Raw genomic sequence first — 25,140 nt, forward strand, 5'->3', positions numbered from 1 at the left:
ATACTACTTGATTTTGTCCATACAGGGGGTATAATGATATAAATATCCCATATGGGGAAAAGAGAATGAGAGACCGGCAGATACAGGGTCCGGTTTAGAGTTGTCGTATTGATAAGGAGGATAAACATGGCTATTTATATCAACGAACCGTCACACACTTTTAATGAATATCTTTTGATTCCCGGGTATTCATCGAGTGAGTGTATGCCGGCGAATGTATCTCTCAAAACGCCTCTCGTAAAATATAAAAAAGGGGAAAAGCCCGCGATTGAAATGACGATCCCCATGGTTTCCGCTATTATGCAGTCCGTTTCCGGTGAAAAACTGGCCGTTGCCCTGGCAAAAGCTGGCGGCGTGTCGTTCATTTACGGCTCCCAGACCATCGAACAGGAAGCGGCTATGGTCGCCAAAGTCAAGGCCTATAAATCGGGCTTCGTACCCAGCGATTCCAATGTCAGCCCGGACATGACCATGGCCGATGTGGTAGCTCTCAAGAAAAAGACCGGCCATTCCACTGTTGCCGTTACCTCCGATGGCACCGTCAATGGCAAGCTCGTCGGTATCGTCACCAGCCGTGATTACCGCGTGAGCCGTATGGATCCGGCTACTCCCGTCAGAGATTTCATGACACCCCTTGAAAAGATGATTTATGCCAAAAATGGCGTTACTCTCGGCGAAGCCAATGACATCATCTGGGATAAGAAACTCAATGCTCTGCCAATCGTCAATGAAGACGGAACGCTCAATTCCTTCGTATTCCGCAAGGACTATGCCGATCATAAAGAAAACCCGGGCGAACTCCTCGACGAAAAGAAACGTTATATCGTCGGCGCCGGGATCAATACCCGCGATTATGCCGAACGGGTACCGGCCCTTCTGGCAGCCGGTGCGGATGCCCTCTGCATCGATTCCTCCGAAGGCTTCTCGGAATGGCAGAAGCTGACTCTCCAGTGGATCCGCCAGCATTATGGTGATTCGGTCAAAGTCGGGGCCGGCAATGTCGTAGACCGGGATGGCTTCAACTTCCTCGCTGAATGCGGCGCTGATTTCATCAAAGTCGGGATCGGCGGCGGCTCCATCTGTATTACCCGTGAAACGAAAGGTATCGGCCGCGGTCAGGCTACGGCTCTTATCGAAGTCTGCAAAGCCCGTGACGAATACTTTGAAAAGACTGGCGTATACATTCCGGTCTGCTCCGACGGCGGCATCGTATACGACCACCACATCACACTGGCTCTGGCCATGGGCGCTGATTTCGTCATGCTTGGCCGGTATTTCGCCCGCTTCGACGAAAGCCCGACGGAAAAAGTCATGATCGGCGGTACCTACGTCAAAGAATACTGGGGCGAAGGTTCCAACCGTGCCCGCAACTGGCAGCGGTATGACCTGGGCGGTGACAAGAAGCTGTCCTTCGAAGAAGGCGTCGATTCCTACGTCCCCTATGCCGGTCCGCTCAAGGAAAACGTGGAAAAGACGACCAGCAAGATTAAATCGACCATGTGCAACTGCGGTGCCCTGACCATTCCGGAACTGCAGCAGAAAGCCAAGATTACCCTCGTTTCGGCAACGTCTATCGTAGAAGGCGGCGCCCACGACGTCATCCGCAAGGAAAAGAATACGACAGATAAATAATCATGTAAATACCAACAGGCCTGTCCCCGCGACAGGCCTGTTTTGATGTTTGATGAAAAGGGGTGCAGTCCGCGGGTCCTTTTACATAGAAGCATAGTACAGCCCTTATCTTATACTCTAGTATACCAATTAATCATATAAATTGACAAAAACGCAAGTGAGAATTACCATATGGGTATACGAAAACGTATGGATTTACAAACAAATACAAAGGGGTGTTACATATGGATGTACAACGGAGTAAAGCGACGCGGAAAATCTGGCCGCAAGTCGATGCATTGAAACTGGCCATGAACTGGTCGGAACGGGATCTGGACAAGCTGCAGATTCTCGTTGATGATGTCCAGGGAGAAAGCCACCCGGGCAGTTATCATCTCGATGTCCTGGCCGAACAGGTCAGTCAGGGCGTACTGGAAAGCGGTGGCAAGGCGGCCCGTTTCCATGCGACGGATATCTGCGATGGCTGGGCGGAAGGCCATGACGGCATGAATTACATCCTCCTCAGCCGGGAAATCATTGCCAATCTCGTAGAAATACACGGCAACGTCATTCCCTGGGACGGTCTGGTCCTGCTGTCGAGCTGTGACAAATCTGTACCGGCCCATCTCATCGCGGCGGCCCGGCTGGATCTGCCGACGGTCCACGTTCCCGGCGGCAGCCAGCACGTCGGTCCCGATATGACAACGGCAGGCCTGTGCGGCCGGCTCTGTGCGCGGGAAAAACGGGGCGAACCGGTGCAGAAAGAAATGCGCAATTACAAACTTTCCAACTGCCCGACATGCGGCGTCTGTCAGTTTATGGGGACGGCCAGCACTATGCAGTGCATGTCGGAAGCACTGGGACTGGCCCTGCCCGGAACGGCCCTCATGCCGGCCATGTTTGCCGAAATCAAGCATTATGCCCGGGCGGCCGGCGATGCCGTCATGAATCTGGCGCGGCAGGGAATTACGGCATCGAAGATCATGACCGAAGATGCCTTCATGAATGCCATCAAAGTCCACGCCGCTCTCGGCGGCAGTACCAATGCCTTCATCCACCTGCCGGCGGCGGCTCACGAACTGGGCATTACCATCGACCCGGACGTATTTGATGAAGTGAACCGCAAGATCAAGCATCTGGTCAATGTACAGCCCAACGGCCCCTATGTAGGGGAAATGTTCTGGATGGCCGGCGGCGTGCCCATGGTGGAATGGTTGATCCGGGATCAGCTGAATCTCGATGTCATGACCTGTACGGGCAAGACTTTGGGCGAAAATCTGGAACAGCTCTGGGAAGACGATTTCTTTGCCCGCTGCCACGGCCATCTGCGCAATTTCGGCATCAAACCGGAAGACGTCATCACGCCGCCGGAACAGGCGAAAATGTACGGCTCTGTCGCCGTCATGAAGGGCAATATCGCCCCCGACGGCGGGGTCATCAAATACTCGGCGACCGTACCGGAAATGCACCATCATACGGGAAAGGCACTGGTCTTCAACTCGGAAGAAGCGGCCTATGACGCTGTCATCAAGCGGCAGATTCCCCAGAACAGCATCATCGTCATCCGCTATGAAGGGCCGAAAGGCTCGGGCATGCCGGAAATGCACATGACGACCGATGCCATCGTCTACGACCAGACGCTGAACCACTCGGTTGCCCTCATCACAGACGGCCGCTTCTCCGGCGCAAGCTCGGGACCATGCATCGGCCATATCTCGCCGGAAGCCGTCGAAGGCGGCCCCATTGCCCTCATTGAAAACGATGACCTTATCGAAATCGATATTCCCAACCGCCGCCTGAACATCGTTGGCGTCAAGGGAGAAGCCAGGACACCGGAAGAAATCACGGCCATCCTTGCCGAACGGAAAAAGAACTGGAAACTGCCACAGCTCAAACCGAAATCCCCGGTCCAGCGCCTCTACTCCAAACTGGCCGTCTCCGCCATGGCCGGCGCCTACCTGGATGTGTGAGGGAAGTGCCGTTGGCCGGGATTTTTGATGGAAGGTTGTGTGATTTCATCAAACCTCAAACTACAAACTAAATCTTATTACTTTCTATTTTTATTATCACGATCTCCGGCGACGGGCCTGTCCGGAAGGGGAAGCCCCAGGAGCCGTAGCCGCTGGAGACGATGGCGTCTATGGTCCCGATGCGGCGGTTACCGTAGTTGAGCAGGTACATCCTGTCCGTAATCCAGGTGACGGGGAAAAACTGTCCCCCATGGGTATGACCTCCCAGGTAGAGGTCATACCCTTTTTTTCCGGCTTTTTCTATGCGCAAGGGTTCGTGGTCCATGATGATGTTGAATTGTGACTGGTCGCAGTCCGGCACGGATTCTGATGGGAAATGGATGTAGTCGTTGAGACCGGTCAGGGTGATACCCGGGGCCAGTTCTGACCGGTCATGGCGCAGGAAGTGACAAAAGGAAAAAGCCGTTTCCTCTTCTTCTATATCGCCGTCAAAAAAGTCGTGATTGCCGAAGATGGCCCAGATTCCGTACGGAGCCTGGAGCTGCTTTAGCTGTTGGTAACTGCCGTCGCGGAGGACAAAGGCAAGATGGGCGTCGATGAGGTCGCCGCCGAAGAGGACGGCATCGGGCCGGAGCGCCATGACGCGGCGGACGAGGCGCCGCGTGTACCAGTGGCTCTGCAGGGGTCCCATGTGGATATCGGTAAGGAAGGCCAGCCGGACCGGCGTGACTGCCTTTTCCGTCTGAATCGCGACGTGACGGATGGCGGGGTGGACGGCTTTATAGATGCCCCGGGCCATGATGGCGAGGACCAGAAGCAGCAGCACGAGGGCAAGACTGTCCTGATATGCCTGCCAGAGCGGCTCATATCCCGTGAGGCGGCTTAAAAGGTACAGTACAGCATAGACGCAGGAGCCCATAGTGGCATAGATGGTAAAAATAAACCAGAATCCCCCGGTCCAGGAGAACAGTTTGGCGATGGACACGGGGACAGAATAGATGGCATTATAGGTCAGAGAAAAGCAGAACGGAAGCACCAGAAAGGGGATGAGGGCTGCATATGAGACCGCTGCAGGCAGGGCCTCCTTATATACATACCAATTGGCCAGTCCCAGTAAGGCGCCGAGACAGCCGATTTTCCAGAAAAAGACGATGCGGTTGAACATGAGGGTACTCCTTTATGTGGGAAAGATAGCAGGCCGGGAAAGATAGTTTGAAGTTTGATAAAAAGGGCTGTTGGTCGTTCATTGTAGTTCGTTCATCGAAGCCGGGAAGGCAGCTGTTCGCTAGCTACTGGCAGCTGTAAAACGCTGGCGGCCTTTACTTATCGATAACGCAAGCGGAGGCTGTCCATTGTGGCAGCCTCCGGTTCGTGTTTTCGTGTTACTGATTTTTATTGTTGCGGGCCGCCTGCTGTTTTCCCTGCGGCGTATCCTGCTTTGATTTTTCTTTTGTCGTCGTAGACTTTGTGCTCTTTTTTTCCGATGCCGTGCTCTTTGTCTCGCTGGCGCGGCTGGCTTTCTGCATGCCTGCCGGTACGGAGAAGTCTGACGAATCGCTGCTGGCAGCCTGTACCATGTAGTCGTGCCAGATACGGGCTGGTACGGTGCCGCCGTAGATTTCGCCCAGACTGTGGGCTCCCGTGTCGTCGCCGACCCAGACGGCGGTGACGATGGCCGGGGTGTAGCCGACGAACCAGGCATCTTTGTTGTCATCGGTCGTCCCGGTCTTGCCTGCTGCCGGCTGGCCGATGGCTGCGGCTGTACCGGTACCGCTTTCGATGACCGCTTCGAGCATGCTGGTCATTTCATAGGCTTCCCGTTCGGAGAGGACCCGCGTTTCTTCTCCTTTGCCGGAGCTGTTGTCTTCGATGACATTGCCGTTGCGGTCGAGAATCTTGGTGATGGCCACCGGTTTGACGTGGACGCCCTTATTGGCGAATGTACCGTAGGCGCTGGCCATTTCCAGAGGGATGACGCCCCGGGTCAGGCCACCGAGGGCCATGGCCAGGTTGTTGTCATTGGTACTGCCTTTTTCGACGAGGGTCGTAATGCCCATTTTCTTGGCATTGTTGATGATTTTGGATGTGCCTACCTTGTCGGCCAGCTGGACGGCGATGGTATTGACCGAATGGGCCAAGGCCTGACGGAGGGTCATCGTTCCGGAATAGGATTTTTCGGCGTTTTGCGGACTCCAGCCACCGTAGGTGACTTTTTTGTCTTCCATGGTCGAATCGGGCGTCATGTCATCCTGCAGGGCAGTCATATAGACGAAAGGCTTAAAGGCCGACCCGGGCTGGCGGACGGCCATGCTGGCCCGGTTGAAGCTGTCCTGGCCGCGGCCGCCTACCATAGCCAGGATGTGGCCGTTGCGGGGGTCGATGGAGACCAGTGCGCCCTGGGGCTGGGTCAGGCCGTTTTTATCGGTGTAGTTGTCCGGCAGGTTTTTCATGGCCTGTACGGCAGCATGCTGTTTTTCCGTATCGAGGGTCGTGTAAATCTTGAGGCCTTCTTTGTACAGGGCATCGTCGCCGTACTTGGCAGCAACCAGCTGGGAGACATAGTCGATGAACGATTCCGATTCGGAGTTTTCCGCTGTCTGCTTGTTGTGGGACAGGTGGAGGTCGGCGTTTTTGGCTTCTGCCGCCTGATCGGATGTGATGTAGCCGTATTTTGCCATCTGGTCGAGGACGACGTTTTTACGGGATTTGGCTTCTTCCAGATTATTGAAGGGCGAGTAGTAATTCGGACTCTTGGGCAGGCCTGCCAGCATGGCGCACTGGGCCAGTGTCAGGTCGTTGACATCGCGGTCGAAGTAGGTCTTGGCCGCCGTCTGGATGCCGTAGGCGCCCTGGCCGAAATAAATCTGGTTCATGTACATTTCCAGGATTTCTTTCTTCGAGTACTTGTGCTCGATTTCCAGGGCCAGCATGGCTTCCTGTACTTTACGTTTCAGCGTCTGTTCCTGGGAGAGGAAGGCGTTTTTTGCCAGCTGCTGTGTAATCGTACTGCCGCCCTGGGCGATGCCGCGGTTCGTCAGGTTGGTGACGATGGCGCGGAGAATGCCGATGGGGTCGATGCCGATATGTTCATAGAAACGGTTATCTTCGGCGGCGATGAAGGCGTTCTGCAGGTTGGCCGGCACTTTGTTAATATCGATGGGAAGGCGGTTCTGGTCGGAATGAAGAGTCGTGATCAGCCGTCCGTGACTGTCGAATACCTGGGATGAAACGGCTGGCCGCATGTTGTTGCTTACGGGCGGCAGACTCTGGTAAGCGGCAAAAATATAGCCAAAACCGAGTCCGGCTGCGACGACGAAAAGAAAGACAATGAGCACGCGCAGACTGTGCAGTGGTCCTTTCTTTTTGGCGTGTTTCGCCCGGCGTCTGGGTGTATACATATTTCTCCTGTGACTCCTTTTGTGATGAATTTGTTATTATAAACATCTATTATATATAGGACTTTACTAATTTCTAATTATAACACACCTCTGTCCGGTATGAATAGAGGAAAGGGGGGCATTTTTGGCGGCTCCGGGGGATACGGGGGCGGAAGGCGGCCTGTGTACATAGAGTGTACACAACTGAAGCAGGATAAACGATATACGGTGCATTATTGTATTATTCCAGGAGAACAATGATAAGTAGAATATCTTATATATCAAAAAATATACTAAATACCATAAATCTGTTGACATTCACAAGTAAATAATGTACTATAAATGAGAAATCACTAAAAATTAGCATATATGATTTGCACGCTTCAGGAGGTAGGAACATGGACAGAGATAAAGCATTTGTATTATGGTTTGATGAATTGCGCCGTGCCGATGTGGCACTGGTCGGCGGCAAGTCGTCGTCTTTGGGCGAACTGACTTCCCAGACCAAGGTCCCCGTACCCTATGGATTTGCGACGACGGCAGAAGGATACCGTCATTTCATGCATGCTACGGGTCTGGACGTGACGATTAAGGAACTGCTCAAAGGCCTGACGGACGTAGAAGATCCGGTACAGCTCCGCGATGTCACTGCTTCTATCCGCAAAGCCATCTGCGATGCCGATATGCCGCAAGACCTGGCCGATTCCATCCGTAGCAGCTATGAAGAACTGGGCCGCAAAATGGGCGAAACCGATCCCTTCGTAGCCGTCCGTTCCAGCGCTACGGCAGAAGATCTGCCCGATGCCAGCTTTGCCGGCCAGCAGGATACCTACCTCAACGTAAAGGGTGCCGATATGGTCATCCAGAAAGTTAAAGAATGCTATGCTTCTACCTTTACGGACCGTGCTACTTACTATCGTACGAAACAGGGATTTGACCACCTTTCCGTCGCCCTGAGTGCTGCCGTACAGATGATGGTATTCTCCAAGGCGGCCGGCGTCATGTTCACAGTCGATCTGGTGACCGGTGATGATTCGACCATCACCATCGAAGGAGCCTGGGGCCTGGGCGAATACGTCGTACAGGGTACGGTTACGCCCGATAATTTCCGCGTACGCAAAGACGACCTGGCCATCATTTCCAAGATGATCAATACGAAACCGATCAAACTGGTCCGCAAGGATACAGGCGATGTGGAAGAACAGGCCGTACCGGAAGATCAGCAGAAACAGCCGGCTATTACGGACGATCAGGTCAAAGAACTGGCCGGTTATGCCAAAGCCATTGAAAAACATTACGGATGCTATATGGATATGGAATGGGGCGTCGATGAACGGACTAACAAGATCTGGCTCCTCCAGGCCCGTCCGGAAACCGTATGGTCCAAGAAGAATAAAGAAAAGAAACCAGCCAGTGCAGAAAGCGGTGTCAGTGCAGCTATGACGAAAGACAGAGTTACCATTGTAAAAGGCCTTCCGGCCAGCCCGGGCCATGCCGCAGGCAAAGCCCATGTCATCCTCGATCCGTCCAAAATCGAAGAATTCAAAGATGGAGAAATCCTGGTCACGACCATGACGGCTCCCGACTGGGTACCGGCCATGAAGAAAGCCAAGGCCATCGTCACTGATGCCGGCGGCATGACCTGCCATGCTTCTATCGTCAGCCGCGAACTGGGCATCCCCTGCATCGTCGGCACCAAGAGCCGCAGTCAGGAAGCTACGACGACCATTCAGGACGGACAGGATATCACCGTCGATGCGACGAATGGTATCGTCTATGAAGGCATCGTAGAAGACATCGTCAAACCGGCTGCTGCTGCACCGGCTGCCACGGCTGCTACGGTCGTTGCTGAAACGGCTCCGATCACGGGAACGAAGATTTATATGAATCTGGGTAACCCCGATCTGGCTGAAAAATACGGCGTTCTCCCCTGCGACGGCATCGGTCTCATGCGGGAAGAATTCATCTGGACGACCTTCATCCACGAACACCCCTTATACCTCATTGAAATCGGTCATCCCGAACGCGTTGTTGACCAGCTGGCCGACGGCATGCGCAAAGTCTGCCAGGCCCTGGCTCCGCGGCCGGTTACGCTGCGCTTCAGCGATTTCAAATCGAGCGAATACCGCAATCTTAAAGGCGGCGATAAATACGAACCGCAGGAAAGCAGCGCCCTCCTCGGCTGGCGCGGTGCGTCCCGCTACTACGACCCGAAATACATTGAAGCCTTCAAGCTGGAAATCAAGGCTGTACGCAAAGTCCGTGAAGAATTCGGCTTCAAGAATCTCAATGTCATGATTCCCTTCTGCCGCCGTGTCGATGAAATGGAAAAAATCGTCAACCTCATGGCTCAGGAAGGCCTGCACCGTGGACCGGACTTCAAGGTATGGCTCATGGCAGAAATCCCGTCCAACATCATCCTCGCCGACCAGTTCAATAAGTTCGTCGATGGCTATTCCATCGGGTCCAACGACCTGACCATGCTGATCATGGGCTGCGACCGCGACAATGACACCGTTGCGCCTCTCTTCGATGAACGCAATCTGGCTGTCAAACGGGCTATCCGCCATCTCATCAGTGTCGCTCATAAAGACGGCAAGACCGTTTCTATCTGCGGCCAGGCACCGAGCGTATATCCTGATTTCACGGAATTCCTCGTCAAGAGCGGCATCGATTCTGTATCGGTCAACCCCGATGCTGTCATTGCGACGAAAAAGAATGTGGCCCAGATCGAACAGCGGATCCTCATGGATTCCCTGACTGGCAAGGGCCGTGCTGATACAGAAGATTATACATGGTAATACGTTCCTGACCGGGGCGGCCCTAAAAGTGTAAACTACTCATAAGGGCCGCCTTTTTATATTTTCTATTTGTTCCTATTGTATATCCTATACAGATAGTATATAATTATTGGTGTATACTTATAGACTGCCATGGAGCAGGAGGTGAAGAGAGGACATGTTATCGGAACGCCAGGAAACTATTTTAAATATCGTAAAAGAACAGAGCCCGATTACGGGCCAGCATATTGCCGCACAGCTCCACGTGACGCGGGCGGCACTGCGATCGGACCTGGCAATACTTACTATGTTGGGATTGATTGATGCGCGTCCGAAACTGGGTTACTTTTTTACGGGCAATAAGGAAAAGGATCTGCTGGCACGGATTATTACCAATATCCGCGTCGAGTCCTGTCTGTCCCAGCCAGTGATCGTGGGCGAGCATACGAGCGCCTATGATGCGGTCATTGCCATGTTCACGGAAGACGTGGGGACGGTGTTTGTAGGGACGGACAATATTCTGGCAGGTGTCGTCTCACGGAAAGACCTTCTGAAAACGGCGCTGGGCAATAATGACCTGAAAGCCCTGCCGGTGCGCATGGTCATGACGCCGTCGAGCAAGCTCATTTACGTGGAACCGCAGGAGCAGGCTCTGGTAGCGGCACAGCGGCTCATGGAATATGAAGTGGACTGTCTGCCCGTCGTCCATGTCCTGGACCGCGATGAAGAAGACCGGAAAGAACTCCAGATTGTCGGACGTATTTCGAAAACTAATATTACCCGTCTCTTTGTAGAATGTGGCTTGGGGAGGAGATCATAAGTGGCCAGACCGATTGTCTATGCCTGCTCGGATTCACTGGGAGAAACGGCGGAACGCGTAGCCCGTGCCGCTGCCAGCCAGTATAATCAGGAAGAATTTAACATCATCCGCGTTCCCTATATCCGTTCGGAACAGCAGATTGAAGATATTGTAAAAAAGGCGGAAGCAAATCACGCCATGATCTGTTATACGATTATTTCACCGGTCCTGCGGCGCAAGCTCAAGACGCTGACTAAAAATTCGGATGTGACGGTCGTCGATATCATCGGACCGATGATGGATGGCATCGGAAATATCGCGACGACCGAACCGACCATGAAGGCCGGCATGATCCACCGCCTCGATGAAGAGTATTTCAAACGGGTCGAAGCCATCGAATTCGCCGTCAAGTACGATGACGGCAAGAATCCTATTGGCTTTTTGAAGGCCGATATCGTCATCGTCGGCGTGTCCCGCACGTCCAAGACGCCTCTTTCCATGTACCTGGCCCACAAGCGCATCAAGGCGGCCAATCTGCCGCTGGTACCGGAAGTGGCCCTGCCGCCGGAATTGTTCCAGATTCCGGCCCGGAAAATCGTAGGTCTCATCATCGACCCCTTTAAACTGAACTTTATCCGTAGCGAACGGCTCCGCAGTATGGGGCTGGATTCCAATGCCAGTTATGCCAATATCGACCGCATCAATGAAGAACTGACCTATGCCCGCGGCGTCATGCGCCGTCTTCATTGCCCGGTCATCGATGTGTCATCCAAAGCTATTGAAGAAACGGCAAACCTCGTGATGGATATTGTCAAACGCAATCGTGAACTGTACGATGAGTAATGTATAGTAAAAGACGCCGTTTCGGCGTCTTTTTGCGTATGAGGAGGAAATCGTATGAATCGTGGAAACTCCCTTACTATCCAGGATGCACTGCGCCATGCCCTGAATGACCCATCCTTTGCCCGGCAGCCCCTGTTCCAGTCGGAGCTGCTCGGGAACCTGCGCCGGCCGGCGATGCTGGCACCCCTTGCAGAGGAGCTGGCCCGTACAGCAGATGGGAACGGCCGATTTTATGCACCGGCCGTCGCGTCCTGCCTGGCAAAGCATCTGGATGTCTTTGCCGCCGTGCCCGAAGGCGGCTGGCTGTCGTACTGCTATTATTCCATTCTGGCCCGGCTGTTTCCGGAAAATACGGCAGCCTGGGACGAGCCGGCCATGACCGCCGCACTGGACGATGCGCCGCCCTACCGCATCGGACGGATCCTGCTGCTGCAGATCCTGCGCGGCCTGTACCAGTATGAACGGTATACCCTGCCCTTCGACCCGACGAAGGATATGGAGCTCCTGTCGGAGGATGAAATCCGGGCCAACGGATTTATCCCGGAATACCTCCATATGAAAGAGCTCATATGGGACCATTATATCTATGAATTCATGCGCATCGGCATCGACATTACGCCTTTTAATACGCTGGGCCATATCGGCGGTGTCCACTATGTCGCCATGTACATGGCCCGCCAGCTGCGCCAGTGCGATGTGCCCGTAGACCTGGGGCTTATTTCCGGGGCCGCTGCCTGCCATGATATCGGGAAATACGGCTGCCGCAAGCAGGAAGAGCGGCGCGTCCCGTACCTGCATTATTTCTACACGGGACTGTGCTGCAGCCGCTTTGAACTGCCGTCTATCGGCCATATTGCAGCCAATCATTCCGTATGGGATCTGGAACTGGAAAACCTGTCTGCCGAGTCGCTGCTGCTCATCTATGCCGATTTCCGCGTCAAGAGCAGCCGGGACGAAAAAGGCCGGGAAATCGTCCATTTCTATACTCTGGCCCAGGCCTTCGACGTCATCCTGGGCAAACTCGACAATGTCGATGATAAGAAGAAGCAACGCTACCAGAAAGTCTATGCCAAACTGGCAGACTTTGAAGAGTTTATGAAAGAACGGGGCGTCATTACGGACCTGCCGGAGGATTTCTCCCAGGCGCCGCTCTTTCCGCCGGAACGGATCCACCGCGAACGGGTGCTCATGGAAGGAAATGATGTCGTCTCCGAGCTGAAATACGCCGCCATCGACCACAACCTGCGCCTCATGGCGATATTCCGCAGCGAGAGTGATTTTGGCAACCTCATCGAAGCCGCCCGGAGCGAACGGAACTGGAAAAATGTCCGTACGTATATCAGTATTTTCCGGGAATATTCGACGTATATGACGGAACATCAGAAGATGATGACCCTCAAATACCTCTATGAACTCTTGTCCCACCGGGAAGGGGATATCCGCATGGATGCAGCGGCCCTCATGGGCTCTATCGTGGCCGATTTCAACGACCGCTATACGAAAGAGCTGCCGGATGGAGTGTCCCTGCCGCAGAAGGAAATCACCAATCTCGTCCTGTTCCGCCACTATCTGTCGCTCATCATCAAGCCGGGACTGCGCTTTACGGCCCAGCACCGCATGTGGATCGGCTACTGCCTGGGGACCTTTGTCAGTACGGTCCTTCAGGACTGCTATGTCACAGACCGGCCGTCCTATATGGACATCCTGTGCTCATATTATGAACGGACGAATTACATGACCGAGCTGTATATCATCCTCCTGAAAGCACTGGGCGATGTCGGGTCCGCTTATATGGATGAAACGTTCCAGGAGACGGCCCGTTCGTTCATTACGACAGCGGCCGGAGCGGAAGACACGAACCTGCAGATCGCAGCCCTCTACTGCCGGCACAAGCTGCACCTGTGCCCGGAAACGGAATTCTGGCAGAATCTGCTGAACGTCAAGGGACTGCCGTCTGAGCGGGAGGCTTTTTATCAGAAAGAGGGGAGCCTCTATCTGGATGACCTCAAAATGGGGACCCACTGGGTCGTCAAGGTGGCCAACATCGACCTCATGATCCATTATCTTGACGATGCCTGTGACAGCGGCACGGTCATGCATCTGTGCATGCATCTGACTAACCTGCTCAAAGTGAGCGAATCTCTGTTCGTCCGCCAGGCTGCCGGCCAGGCACTCATGTCTATCGCCGGCCGCATGACCTACGCCCAGCGCAATGAAATGGCGGTGGAACTCTTCAACGGGCTGGAAATCGGCGACCTGCAGATTTCCAAATATGTGCCGGAGTATCTGGGACGTATGATTCTGAAACTGCCGCCGCAGGAACTGGACGAATTCGTCATCACCCTGGATCAGCAGATCCTGACGGCCAGCACTCAGGTGGCGTCGTCCATGGTCAGTACGATCGGCGTCATTCTGGAACATTTCCGGGAATTCATGGCGGCCTTTCCCAATTATGAGGAAAAGAACAGGGAACGGCAGCGCCATCTCCTGTATATCATGATCAAGGCCTATGCTCATTACGACAAGGAACGGAGTCGCGACGCTTTCCGCGATATCGGCCGTTTCGTCTTTAACAGCCCCTGCATGCCGCAGGAACAGACGGATTTTCTCTTTGCCCATTCGTACAAGAAATTGCTGATCACCCTCTATGAAAATAGTGAAGGGACGCTGGATTTTTACAGCAATGCCGCCGTGCTGAACCATATTTACCGCTATATCAGCCGTCACCAGTTCCTCTGCGGTCCTTTCCAGTTCCCACGCCATCATAAGGCCTGCTTTTATCCCGGCACCTTTGACCCCTTCAGTCTGGGGCACAAAGCAGTGGCCTGCCGAATCCGCGACCTGGGCTTCGATGTCTATCTGGCCCTGGATGAGTTTTCCTGGTCCAAGCATACCCAGCCGCGTCTCATGCGCCGCAAGATCATGAATATGTCTGTAGCCGATGAAGAGGATATTTATCCCTTCCCGGATGATGTGTCGGTCAATATTGCCAACGAGGCCGACGTGCGCCGCCTGAAGGAAATCTTCACGGGCAAAGAGCTGTACATCGCCGTCGGAACCGATGTCATCGAAAACGCCTCGGCCTATAAAGCCGTGCCGACGGCCGATTCCATCCATACGGTGAACCATATCACCTTTGCCCGGGAAACGCGGGAGACGAAGAATAAGAAGGGGACTGGCGGCTATCCCATTACGGGCAAAGTCATTCCGCTCCTCCTGGATAAATTCTACGAAGACATCAGCTCGACCCGTATCCGGGAAAACATCGACCTTAACCGGGATATTTCCAATCTCATCGATGCCGTAGCCCAGAATTTCATCTATGATAACAACCTGTACCTGCGCGAACCGGCGTACAAACACGTCCTGGAAGCCCGGGAAATCGGTATCGGCGCCTTCCGGCCCAGAGGAGCGGAAAGTCTCTGGCCGATTTACAGCCGTCTCGGCGCCCTGGGGTATGACATCGACGTAGTGGACCGCTACATCGAACGGGACCGCAATATCGACAAGGAACGGGTCTGGACGATTTATATCGATAACGCGGGGAAGCAGAAGCAGATGATTGCCTACGCGGCCGTCCACAATGCCCACAGCCGGGATCTGCTGTCCGAATTCGGCGATATGCAGACGGCGGACCACATCCGGCGCCACGCGGCCGGCAGTATCGCGTCCATCGGTTTTTTGTATATTGCCGGCGATTCGGATATTAGTAATGCCGGCCAGATCATCATCACGGAAGTCCTGACGGAACTCATTGCCCGGGATTACGCTTATGCCGTGTACCATCCCGTCGATGAGGCTGGTTATAACGACGCCGTCCTCGATGCCCTGGTGAAACAGGGGTTTGTCAATATCGCCCCGCCGGGATCGGCCCATCCCCTGTATGCGGTCAATATGAAGGATCCCATCGTCATTTTCCGCGACGTGGAAACGATTATCAAGAACCCCTTCAACAAGCATCCCCGGGTCCTGCAGGCACTGGAACAGGCCCATACCAATCTGTTGGCCGTCATGCGGCGCATTTATCCGGGCAAGCTGCTCCTGTCGTTCAATACGAGTGCCATGCACCATAAGATCATTACCAAGATGGCCCATATCAACGGCGTTTCTATCGTCGATGATCCGAAGAAGCGGCGCGGCCCCTATATGTCTGTTCCCTTCGGCAAGGCCCTGAGCGACGTCCTCGTGCCCAATACGGTCACCAAATCGCTCCACATCGAAAAGTATTTTAACCGCGCCGTCAAGGGATTTACCATTGCCGAAACCCACCACTATTCGTCGGTGGAAAACCAGGTCCGGACCATTAAGTCCTTCAACCGGCCGGTCATCCTCATCGACGACCTGCTCCACAAGGGACACCGCATGCGCATGCTGACGCCGTATCTCATCAAGAACCAGGTGGAAATCAAAGAGGTCCTCGTCGGCGTCATGACCGGTCAGGCCATGGATATGATGGCGGAAAAGCACATCAAGGCCGAATGCGCCTATTATCTGCCGACGCTGGAAGTCTGGCTCAACGAACGGGACTGCTATCCCTTCATCGGCGGCGACAGTATCGACAATGCCCACGATTACAGCGGGTACGACCGCAATCCGTCGGTCAATCTCATCCTGCCCTATGTCAAGCCGGCTTTCATTAAGCACAGTGACCCTGATGCGGCCTTCCTCTATTCCCTTACCTGCCTGAAAAACGCCCGGCTGATCATGAAGACCCTGCAGGATGTGTATCAGGAAACGTACGAAAAGCGCCTGACCCTTAAGCGTCTCGGCGAAGTCGTCACCTATCCCCGCTATCCCGATATCGATGTGGGTGTCACCTTCGACCAGAATATGGATCTGACGCGGTTCATAGAAAACGACATAGAACGGCTCATCCGCCTGCGCTGGGGCGAATACTGGAAACTGGATGAAGAATAAGGGGGAACTGTGTATGGAACAAGTACATTATATCCATGAATTGCCGGGACAGGCCGGTATTGCGGCTCCGCTGTCCCTTGCCGGCCGGCCCTTTACGCCTGGGAAGAAGGCGCGCGTCCACATCCTGGCCCTGGGTGACGTGGGAATGACGATGCTCATCGGCCTGCGCCTCCTCGGCGCGGCAGATATTGCCTGCATCGGCATCTGCGACCTCAATGAAAACAATCTGCGCCGGCTGGAAATAGAAATCAACCAGATACGCTATCCCTTTGCCGGCCAGGGAGACGGGCCGGTACTGCCACCCGTATATATGGTCACGGAAGAGCAGCTCTTTGACTGCGACGTCTTCATCTTTTGTGCCAGCAAGGGTGTACCACCCCTTTCGGCAAAGGGGGACGTACGCATGGCCCAGCTGGAAGCCAACAAAGGCCTCATCGGCCATTTTGCTGGGCTGGCCCGTCAGGCGGCATACGGCGGTCTGGTTTGTATCGTTTCCGATCCCGTAGACCCCCTGTGCGCGGCCTTTTTGGACGAATCGGGCGTCCAGCCCTGGCAGATACAGGGCTACGGTCTCGGCGTCATGAATGCCCGGGCCTGTTACTATGCAGAACAGGATGAACGGATGGCCCATTACCTCAAGGAAGGACGGGCCTTCGGCCCCCACGGAGAAGACCTGGTCATCGCCGACCGCATCGATGGCTATGACGATGCTCTGTCGCGGGAACTGACCAGAAAGGTCGTAGAAGCCAACTACGTCGTCCGGAATCTGGGATATAAGCCGTACATCGCACCGGCCCTGTCGTCGGCGGCCCTGTCCATCCTGCTGACGCTTGAAGGACGCTGGCATTACGGATCGGTATATCTGGGAGACCGGGACCGGGGTGCCTTCCTGGGCGTCCGCAGCCGCTATACGGACGAAGGGCTGGCTTACGAGGACCGGTCTCTGCCCAAGGCGTTGTATGACCGCATTGCCTATGCCTACCTCAGGTTGTGCGAGTTACGATAAGAAGGGATGTACTATGTTGTATGTTGTCAAAATGGGATGGCAGGAACCGGGCCATCCTGAACGGGTAGACAGCGTTTTGCGCTACGCCCTCCAAAACGTGCCTCATACGGTCATCGACAGCCTGGCACCCTTTGTGGCCCTGTGCACGCGGCGCAGCGGCGGCGAAGACCTGCGCTTCCTCTTTGCCATCAATCTGGCCCGGGGCGGCCTCAATATGGCCTACGCCCGCATGATTTCCTTCCTTTCCCAGCATGTCCACTGTCTCGAAGGATGCTGCGGTGCTGTCGTCGTCGATGGGGCCGATGAGCTGTTTACCAAGAAAATTGGCAGGGAAATGATTTTCATGGCCAACCGTTCCGGCTGCGCCTTTCCGGGAAAGCCGCTGGTCGAGGCGACGGGTTCGCTGTACAATTTCACCATACAGGCCCGGGTGCGGGGAGTCGATAATCTGGGAGCCTATCAGGAAGGCGTCCGCCAGCTCGTGGAGAAACTCCTGTCCTTTGCAACGCCGCCAGAATGCGGGCGCCGCGTTCTGGCGCTCCACGCCAGCAGCCGCCGTACCAGCAATACCCTGCTGTTGTGGGAAATGGTGCGCCGCTATCTCACGGCGTCGCGGGTAGAGGAAATATCACTGCGCAACGGGGCGGTCGTGGACTGCCGGGGCTGCAGTTATGAGGCCTGCCTGCACTTTGGCGAAAGGGGAGACTGCTTCTACGGCGGCATCATGGTGGAACAGGTCTATCCTGCCGTGCGCCAGTGCGATACGCTGGTTCTCATCTGCCCCAATTACAACGATGCCGTCGGCGCCAATATCATGGCCTTTTTCAACCGCCTTACGGCCTTGTTCCGGACGGACTGGCAGACCTTTTCGAAAAAACGCGTCTTTGCCCTGATTGTTTCCGGCTACAGCGGCGGCGATATCGTAGCCGAACAGATCATAGGGGCACTGAACTGCAACAAGAATTTCATCCTGCCCGGTCATTTTGCCCTCATGGAAACGGCCAACGAACCGAAGAGTATCCTCCGCTGTCCGGGAATTGAGGAACGGGCGGAATTATTGGCCCGTCATATCGATATGAAATAATAGAAGCGCAAAAAAAAGGGTATAAAAAAAGATGATTCAGAGAAGAATCATCTTTTTTTATACCGGATTATACATCACGCTGTACTTTGCCGGAACGGAGGCAGCGGGTGCAGACGTTTACGCGTTTGACTTCGCCGTCTACGATAGCGCGTACTCTCTGGATGTTCGGCTTCCAGGTTCTTTTGGTTTTTAAATGGGAATGGCTGACATTCATGCCCGTTACGGTACCTTTACCGCAGATTTCGCAATAATTTGCCATGGGTTACACCTCCTAGTACTTTCGCAGTACAACATATAAATCTTATCATAAAATATGGGGCAAATCAAGGATTATTTATTAAAAGCCTACAAAATATGATACAATAAATACAATCAAATGACAAGGAGTATTTTCATGGATAGTTCAATTCGCCGGCTGCCCGGTATCGGAGTACGCCGGGAAAAGCTGTTTGCCCGTCTGGGAGTCACGACGATTCCCGCACTGCTCCAGTATTTCCCCCGCGACTATGAAGACCGGAGCCACGTCGTCCCCATCGGCCGGGCGGACCTGGAACGGAAGGAACCGGTCCTGGTGTGCGGCCGCGTCGGGACCATACAGGAAGTACGGCCCCGGCGGGGCATGACGATTTTAAAGGTCGTGCTCCACGATGAAACGGGAGCCGTAGAAATGACCTGGTTCAATCAGCCGTTCAAGAAAAAACAATTTCATACGGGCATGACCGTATCGGCCTTCGGGCGCATCGAGTGGAATTATGGCAGGCGCCAGATGAATACGCCCGATGTGGAAGAAGGAGAACCACAGGGGCAGGGATTCATGCCGCTCTACGGACTGACGGACGGCCTGCGCCAGTCCGACGTGAGAAAAGCCGTGCGCCAGGCCCTGACCCTGGCCCGGACAGAACAGGATCTCCTGCCGGCGCCGTGCCGGCCGACGAGTCACTCCCGGTTTCCTCTCGTCGAAGCCTATGAGATGATGCATTTCCCCAAAAGCCGGGAAGAACAGGAGAAAGCCCGGGAGCAACTGGCCTATGAAGAATTGTTTGACATGCAGGCCGGCCTCTGCCTGCGCCGGCGGCGGGAAGGACGGCGGCAGGGCATCAAATGCGGCCCCAACGGCCCCTTACTGAAGCAGTTTTTTGACCAGCTGCCCTTTGCCCTGACCAGAGGCCAGACCTGTGCCTTCCTCGATATCCAGAACGACATGGAAGGCGAAGTGCCCATGCAGCGCCTCGTCCAGGGGGACGTCGGTTCCGGCAAGACCGTCGTTGCGGCCCTGGCCCTGGCCAAAATCGTGGAAAACGGCTATCAGGGAGCCCTCATGGCGCCGACAGAAATCCTGGCATCCCAGCATTACGAGGAATTCATCCGCCTCTTTCAGGGCCTGCCCGTGCGCATTGCCCTGCTTACGGGACGGACCGGGGCCAGGGACCGGGTGCAGCTGCTGGAAGACCTGCAGAGTGGGGCCGTGCAGATCCTCATCGGTACCCATGCCCTTATCCAGGACGACGTGCAGTTTGCCGCCCTGGGGCTCGTCGTCACCGATGAACAGCACCGCTTCGGCGTGCGCCAGCGGGAAGCCCTGCAGAAAAAAGGCCGGGCGCCGCACACGCTGTACATGACGGCGACGCCGATTCCCCGTACGCTGACGCTGTCTTTGTACGGCGATCTCGATATATCATCCATCCGCGACCTGCCGCCGGGACGACAAGTCGTCAAAACCTATGCTGTCGGCGAGTCCATGCGCCGGCGCATCTATGCGTTCATGGAAAAGACGATGAAAGCCGGCCAGCAGTGCTACGTCGTCTGCCCCCTCGTGGAAGAGTCGGAAAACGTGGACCTGCAGGCGGCCACGGCCTTGTATGACCAGCTGCGGACGTCCGTTTTTCCCCGGTTCCGCTGCGGCCTCGTCCACGGGAAGATGGCCGGGAAAGAAAAGGAAGCCGTCATGGAAGCCTTCTCCCGCGGAGAGATACAGCTCCTGGTGGCGACCAGCGTCATCGAAGTCGGGGTCAACGTACCCAATGCGACGATTATGCTCATCGATGGTGCCGAACGGTTCGGACTGGCCCAGCTCCACCAGTTGCGGGGCCGCGTCGGCCGGGGCAGCCTGCAGGCGTACTGCATCCTCCTTGCTAAAAAAGGCAGTGAAGAGACGAGACAGCGCCTGCACTATATGGAGACCATCCATGACGGATTTGCCCTTTCGGAAAAAGACCTGCTTCTCCGTGGGGCAGGCCAGCTCTTCGGCTATGCCCAGCATGGCCTGCCCGATCTGCACGCTGCCGATATTATCCGTGACGTAGCTCTCCTTTCAGAGGCGCGGGAGGAAGCGGCATCCTTTGTGAACGGACATGGTGCAGAAGAACCGGTCCTCCGGGCCCTGAAGCGGCGGTTTGGCGGGTCGTTCCAGAAACTGCTGAATAACTGAATGGGAGAGGTCAGGGAATTTCTGTATAAAATATGTACAGAATCGGGTGAATCAGCTATAATAAAGGATAAAGTGCCAATGTGGCATAGTTCTGCTTTTCAGGGCAGAACAGACTATTATAGAATAAGGCGGAGATGGAGTTGTCTAGTAAAATCGATATATTATCCGTTCCCATTGCCAACATCAGTTTGGCGGAAACGAAAGACTTTGTGTTCCGTTGCATTGCCGAAGGCCGTGCGGCATCGATTGCGACGGCCAATGCGGAAATGGTGATGCGGGCCCAGAAAGACCGGGAACTGGCACAGGCCCTGCAGGAAGCCGACCTGGTGATTCCCGACGGCGCCGGCGTCCTCTGGGCGGCAGAGCAGAAAGGACAGAAATTCAAGGAACGGGTTACTGGCTGTGATGTGGCGGAACTGCTGCTCAAAGAAGCGGCAGCGCGCCAGACCCCGGTCTATTTGTTCGGAGCGGCGGCCGGCGTAGCAGACGAAGCGGCGGCCAATGTTGAAGCGCGCTATGGAAAACTGAATCTGGCCGGGACCCATTCGGGCTTTTTCAGTGCTGCCGAGGAAAAAGACATCATTGACGAAATCCGCAGCCATGGCACGCGGATCCTGCTGGTGGCTCTCGGCGTCCCCAAACAGGAAAAATGGATCCGCGACCACTTATATGATCTGGGCCCCTGTGTCTGCATGGGTGTCGGCGGTACCTTTGACGTGCTGGCCGGCCGCGTAGGCCGGGCCCCCGTATGGATGCAGCAGAACCGGTTGGAATGGCTGTACCGCCTGTGCAAAGAACCGAGCCGCTTCCGGCGTATGCTGGCGCTGCCCCGCTTTATGGCTGCCGTTAAATTCGGCGGCCGTATGTGAAAGGAGCCGTGGTGATGTGAAAAAACCGCTTATCATAGAAGATGGCTACGTATTCATTCTGGTACCGGCCCTGCTGGCTGTCCTGGCATGGCGTTTCCTCAATCCCTATGCGGCCGTATTGCCGGGTGTACTTGCCTTGTATTTTGCCTATTTTTTCCGTAATCCACCACGCCATATCCCCGATGATGAGCTGGCTCTCGTGTCGCCAGCCGACGGGACGGTTGTTTCGGTAGAAGAAACGTTTGAGGATTTGTATCTCAATCAGAAATGTCGGAAAATCACTATATTCCTGTCTATCTTCGATGCCCATATCAACCGCACGCCTCTTTCGGGAATCATCAAATTCCAGCAGTATACGTGCGGCCGCTTCCGCCCGGCCTATGAAAAGGGCGTAGGCTATGAAAACGAACGATATTCCCTGGGCATTGAAAACAAGCGCACCAATATCCTCGTGACGCTCATCGCCGGCGTACTGGCCCGGCGTGTCGTTTCCTGGGTGACGCTGGGAGATGAGCTGCAGCACGGCCAGCTGTACGGTATGATTAAGTTTGGTTCCTGCATCGAAGTATTCGTGCAGGATAACGTCGATATATACGTCACGAAAGGCCAGAAGGTCCGTGGCGGAGAAACTATCATAGGGAGGATTCAAGAATGAAAAAAGTAATTCCCTGCCTGTTTACCTCAGGCAATCTGGGATTTGGCGTCCTGAGCATCATGCTTACGTCCCAGGGTTATCTGACATGGGGCGCTGTATGCATCCTGCTGGCTATGGTATGTGATGCCCTCGACGGGCGGACGGCCCGGGCCCTGGGGGTGCAGGGCGAATTCGGTAAGGAACTGGATTCCCTGTCGGACTGCGTTTCCTTTGGCGCGGCAACGGGATTTCTGATTTATTCCTATTCACTTCATGAACTGGGCTGGATTGGCATGGTCCCGCCTGTCCTCTATGCCTGCTTTGGTGGCCTGCGCCTGGCCCGTTTCAATCTGAATACGACGGTCATCCACGGCTATTTCCAGGGTATGCCCATCCCGAACGGCGGATGTATCGTGGCGACCTATGTCCTGTCGGGCGTCCATCTGCCGGCCTGGATCATCGCCATCCTGACCCTGGCCCTCGGCTATCACCTGGTCAGCAAAGTCCATAATCCCGATTTCAAGGGCGCCAGCCCCGATGTGCTTCACAAATCGGCCCTGGCGATTGCCGTACTCTGCGGTGCCCTGGTCCTCTGGCTGGTAGACTGGCATCTGGTCCTCATCATGCCATTCTTCCTGTACATCATTTTTGGTCTGGTCAATACGGCCATGAATGCCGCTGCTTCTCACTGAGTTCGTTAGGGAGAGTCGTGTATGGAACATCTTTTGGATATCATCATGATACCCATACAAGTAATCATCGTATTTTATTCGCTGTACTATTTTATCCTGGCCTGCTTCGGTCTCATGAAGAAACGGGACCGGGTGATGATGCCACCCAAACATACCTTTGCGGCAGTCATCTGCGCCCATAATGAAGAACGGGTCGTAGGCAACCTCATCGACAATCTGAAGGAACTGAATTACCCCAAAGACATGTACGATGTCTATGTCGTAGCCGACAACTGCACGGACAAGACAGCCGATGTCTGCCGGGCCCACGGGGCCTTTGTCCGCGTGCGCACCAATAAGGAGCACGTCGGCAAAGGATATGCCATGGACTGGATGTTCTCCCAGATGCTGGCCCAGGAAAAACAGTATGACGCCTTTGTCGTCTTTGATGCCGACAATCTGGTCCATCCGGAATTCCTCCGGGAAATGAACAACCATCTTTGCAAGGGCGAACAGGTCATCCAGGGCTATATGGATTCCAAAAATCCGACCGATACGTGGATTGCCGGTACCTTTTCCATCGCCTTCTGGCTTATCAACCACATGTGGCATCTGGCCAAGTATAATATCGGCCTTTCAACGGCTCTGGGCGGCACGGGCATGTGCATCGCCACGGACATCGTACGCAAGTATGGCTGGGGCTGCGACTGCCTGACAGAAGATATGGAGTTTTCCATGAAGGTCCTCCTCGAAGGAGTACGTACCTGCTGGGCCCACGACGCTATCATCTATGATGAAAAGGCACTGGGATTCATGCAGTCCTGCCGGCAGCGCAAACGCTGGGCCCAGGGGCAGTGTGACTGCGGCGAACGGTTTATTCCCAAGCTCTTTGCCAGAGGCATAAAGACGGGCAATATCCGCATGCTCGACGGCATCATCACACTGTCGCAGCCGTTCTTCATGATGATGTCCACCATCTATGCGGGCATTGCCATGGTCAATTCCTATATTCCGCTGTATACCAATATCCTCAACCAGCTGATCCCCGTCCAGATATGGACTGTCCTCGGTATCGGACAATATCTCATACCAGTCATCGTGCTGCTGCAGATTAAAGTGCCGCCTAAATCGTGGCTGTACCTCATTGTCTATCCCCTCTTTATATACAGCTGGATTCCCGTCAATTTCCTGGGATTCAAAGACCGTCATAAGATGGAATGGAGCCATACCCTGCATACGAGAGCCGTTTCCTATGATAACGCCGCTCTGTTGCGCAAGCAGAATAAAGAATAGGAGAATCTATGCATATACTACTTACCAATGATGACGGACTGCAGGCACAGGGTCTGCAGATCCTGAAAGAAGAAATGATGGGCTATGCCCGGAAGGTCACCGTCGTGGCTCCGGCAGGGCAGCGCAGCGCCGCTTCCCATTCCATGACCATCAACCGCACGCTGTATTGCCATGAACATCCTGGTGCGACGGACCGGGTACGGGAAATATCCGTTTCCGGCACGCCTGTAGACTGTGTCAAAATGGCTATGGAATATTTCCTCCGCGATGACCGGCCGGACCTCATTATTTCCGGAATCAATGATGGCTATAATCTGGGCAGTGACGTTCTCTATTCGGGAACCGTATCGGCGGCTATGGAGGGACCGTATTATCAGGTACCGGCGATGGCTGTTTCCATGGGAACGATGACGGAAGACCGCTGCCGGGAAACGGCACGCCTGGTAAAAGCACTGGTGGAACAGGTCTTTGTCTGCGGTAAATTTCCGGGTATACTGAACGTCAATATACCACGGGACGGAGAGATATCGCTGAAGAACGCCTGCGTCGTTCCCCAGACGGTGCAGATTTACCATAACGTCATCGCCGAGAAACGGGATATTGACGGCAGTCTCTGCTACAAGATTGTCGGAGATCTCGACCTTACGACGGCACCGGAAGACAGCGACGTAGCCTGCATCCGCAACGGCCATATCGCCCTGACCCCGCTAAAATGGCAGCAGACGGCAGACCGGGCCATGGAACTTGTACGGCAATATATTTGATAAAGTCATGTATACATGGTACAAAATGCAAGCCCTGTATGGACAAATTTCCATACAGGGCTTGCATTTTGTAAAAGAAGTGGTTATAATAACA

17 protein-coding genes are annotated in these 25,140 nt (G+C 54.6%); 14 read left to right on the forward strand and 3 right to left on the reverse strand.

Annotated elements, in window-relative coordinates:
• The first annotated feature begins 126 nt into the window (after positions 1 to 126).
• Both ACGTIC_RS03615 and ilvD read left to right on the forward strand, forming a co-directional pair.
• Positions 127 to 1,632: an IMP dehydrogenase gene (locus tag ACGTIC_RS03615; RefSeq protein ID WP_059076649.1), complete on the forward strand. Its 1,506-nt coding sequence runs from the start codon at positions 127 to 129 to the stop codon at positions 1,630 to 1,632.
• A 224-nt stretch (positions 1,633 to 1,856) separates the two neighbouring features.
• Positions 1,857 to 3,581, forward strand: a complete 1,725-nt coding sequence (gene ilvD, locus ACGTIC_RS03620) for a dihydroxy-acid dehydratase (protein WP_113855398.1) — start codon at positions 1,857 to 1,859, stop codon at positions 3,579 to 3,581.
• 67 nt (positions 3,582 to 3,648) lie between these two features.
• Here the strand turns inward: ilvD and ACGTIC_RS03625 are convergent, their stop codons facing one another.
• Both ACGTIC_RS03625 and ACGTIC_RS03630 read right to left on the reverse strand, forming a co-directional pair.
• A complete protein-coding gene (locus ACGTIC_RS03625) occupies positions 3,649 to 4,746 on the reverse strand; it encodes a metallophosphoesterase (RefSeq protein WP_113855399.1) in 1,098 nt (365 codons plus the stop codon).
• Positions 4,747 to 4,963: 217 nt separating this feature from the next.
• A complete protein-coding gene (locus ACGTIC_RS03630; RefSeq protein WP_075581950.1) occupies positions 4,964 to 6,979 on the reverse strand; it encodes a transglycosylase domain-containing protein in 2,016 nt (671 codons plus the stop codon).
• A gap of 377 nt (positions 6,980 to 7,356) precedes the next feature.
• Here ACGTIC_RS03630 and ppsA point away from each other — a divergent pair, with 377 nt between their 5' ends.
• The 6 genes from ppsA to ACGTIC_RS03660 all read left to right on the forward strand — a co-directional run bounded on the left by ppsA (position 7,357) and on the right by ACGTIC_RS03660 (position 18,387).
• Positions 7,357 to 9,759: a phosphoenolpyruvate synthase gene (ppsA, locus tag ACGTIC_RS03635; protein ID WP_113855400.1), complete on the forward strand. Its 2,403-nt coding sequence runs from the start codon at positions 7,357 to 7,359 to the stop codon at positions 9,757 to 9,759.
• A gap of 157 nt (positions 9,760 to 9,916) precedes the next feature.
• On the forward strand, positions 9,917 to 10,558 hold the full coding sequence (locus ACGTIC_RS03640) for a helix-turn-helix transcriptional regulator (RefSeq protein ID WP_059076655.1): 642 nt from the start codon (positions 9,917 to 9,919) through the stop codon (positions 10,556 to 10,558).
• Positions 10,559 to 11,380: a pyruvate, water dikinase regulatory protein gene (locus tag ACGTIC_RS03645; RefSeq protein WP_113855401.1), complete on the forward strand. Its 822-nt coding sequence runs from the start codon at positions 10,559 to 10,561 to the stop codon at positions 11,378 to 11,380.
• Between the two features lie 54 nt (positions 11,381 to 11,434).
• The gene (locus tag ACGTIC_RS03650) at positions 11,435 to 16,297 is read left to right on the forward strand and encodes a phosphohydrolase (protein WP_113855402.1); all 4,863 of its coding nucleotides are present in this window, start codon (positions 11,435 to 11,437) and stop codon (positions 16,295 to 16,297) included.
• A 13-nt stretch (positions 16,298 to 16,310) separates the two neighbouring features.
• Positions 16,311 to 17,303: a lactate dehydrogenase gene (locus tag ACGTIC_RS03655; RefSeq protein WP_113855403.1), complete on the forward strand. Its 993-nt coding sequence runs from the start codon at positions 16,311 to 16,313 to the stop codon at positions 17,301 to 17,303.
• A 13-nt stretch (positions 17,304 to 17,316) separates the two neighbouring features.
• Positions 17,317 to 18,387: a flavodoxin family protein gene (locus ACGTIC_RS03660; RefSeq protein WP_113855404.1), complete on the forward strand. Its 1,071-nt coding sequence runs from the start codon at positions 17,317 to 17,319 to the stop codon at positions 18,385 to 18,387.
• A 67-nt stretch (positions 18,388 to 18,454) separates the two neighbouring features.
• On the opposite strand, the gene rpmB is transcribed toward ACGTIC_RS03660, so the two are convergent.
• Positions 18,455 to 18,646, reverse strand: coding sequence for a 50S ribosomal protein L28 (rpmB, locus tag ACGTIC_RS03665; RefSeq protein WP_059076660.1), 192 nt, complete (start codon positions 18,644 to 18,646; stop codon positions 18,455 to 18,457).
• A gap of 117 nt (positions 18,647 to 18,763) precedes the next feature.
• Between rpmB and recG the strand changes: the two genes are divergently transcribed.
• From recG to surE, 6 genes are all read left to right on the forward strand, one after another.
• Positions 18,764 to 20,815: an ATP-dependent DNA helicase RecG gene (gene recG / locus ACGTIC_RS03670; RefSeq protein ID WP_257536632.1), complete on the forward strand. Its 2,052-nt coding sequence runs from the start codon at positions 18,764 to 18,766 to the stop codon at positions 20,813 to 20,815.
• 140 nt (positions 20,816 to 20,955) lie between these two features.
• A complete protein-coding gene (locus ACGTIC_RS03675; RefSeq protein ID WP_059076662.1) occupies positions 20,956 to 21,684 on the forward strand; it encodes a WecB/TagA/CpsF family glycosyltransferase in 729 nt (242 codons plus the stop codon).
• Between the two features lie 16 nt (positions 21,685 to 21,700).
• Positions 21,701 to 22,339, forward strand: coding sequence for a phosphatidylserine decarboxylase (locus ACGTIC_RS03680; RefSeq protein WP_059076663.1), 639 nt, complete (start codon positions 21,701 to 21,703; stop codon positions 22,337 to 22,339).
• Positions 22,336 to 23,010: a phosphatidylcholine/phosphatidylserine synthase gene (locus tag ACGTIC_RS03685; RefSeq protein ID WP_059076664.1), complete on the forward strand. Its 675-nt coding sequence runs from the start codon at positions 22,336 to 22,338 to the stop codon at positions 23,008 to 23,010. Before ACGTIC_RS03680 ends, ACGTIC_RS03685 begins: the two co-directional genes overlap by 4 nt.
• Positions 23,011 to 23,031: 21 nt before the next feature.
• The gene (locus tag ACGTIC_RS03690; RefSeq protein ID WP_113855406.1) at positions 23,032 to 24,282 is read left to right on the forward strand and encodes a glycosyltransferase family 2 protein; all 1,251 of its coding nucleotides are present in this window, start codon (positions 23,032 to 23,034) and stop codon (positions 24,280 to 24,282) included.
• An 8-nt stretch (positions 24,283 to 24,290) separates the two neighbouring features.
• Positions 24,291 to 25,046, forward strand: a complete 756-nt coding sequence (gene surE / locus ACGTIC_RS03695; RefSeq protein ID WP_075581958.1) for a 5'/3'-nucleotidase SurE — start codon at positions 24,291 to 24,293, stop codon at positions 25,044 to 25,046.
• The last annotated feature ends 94 nt before the right edge of the window (positions 25,047 to 25,140 follow it).

It is taken from the genome of Megasphaera hexanoica (genome assembly GCF_043520715.1).
GTDB classification, from domain to species: Bacteria; Bacillota; Negativicutes; order Veillonellales; family Megasphaeraceae; genus Megasphaera; species Megasphaera hexanoica.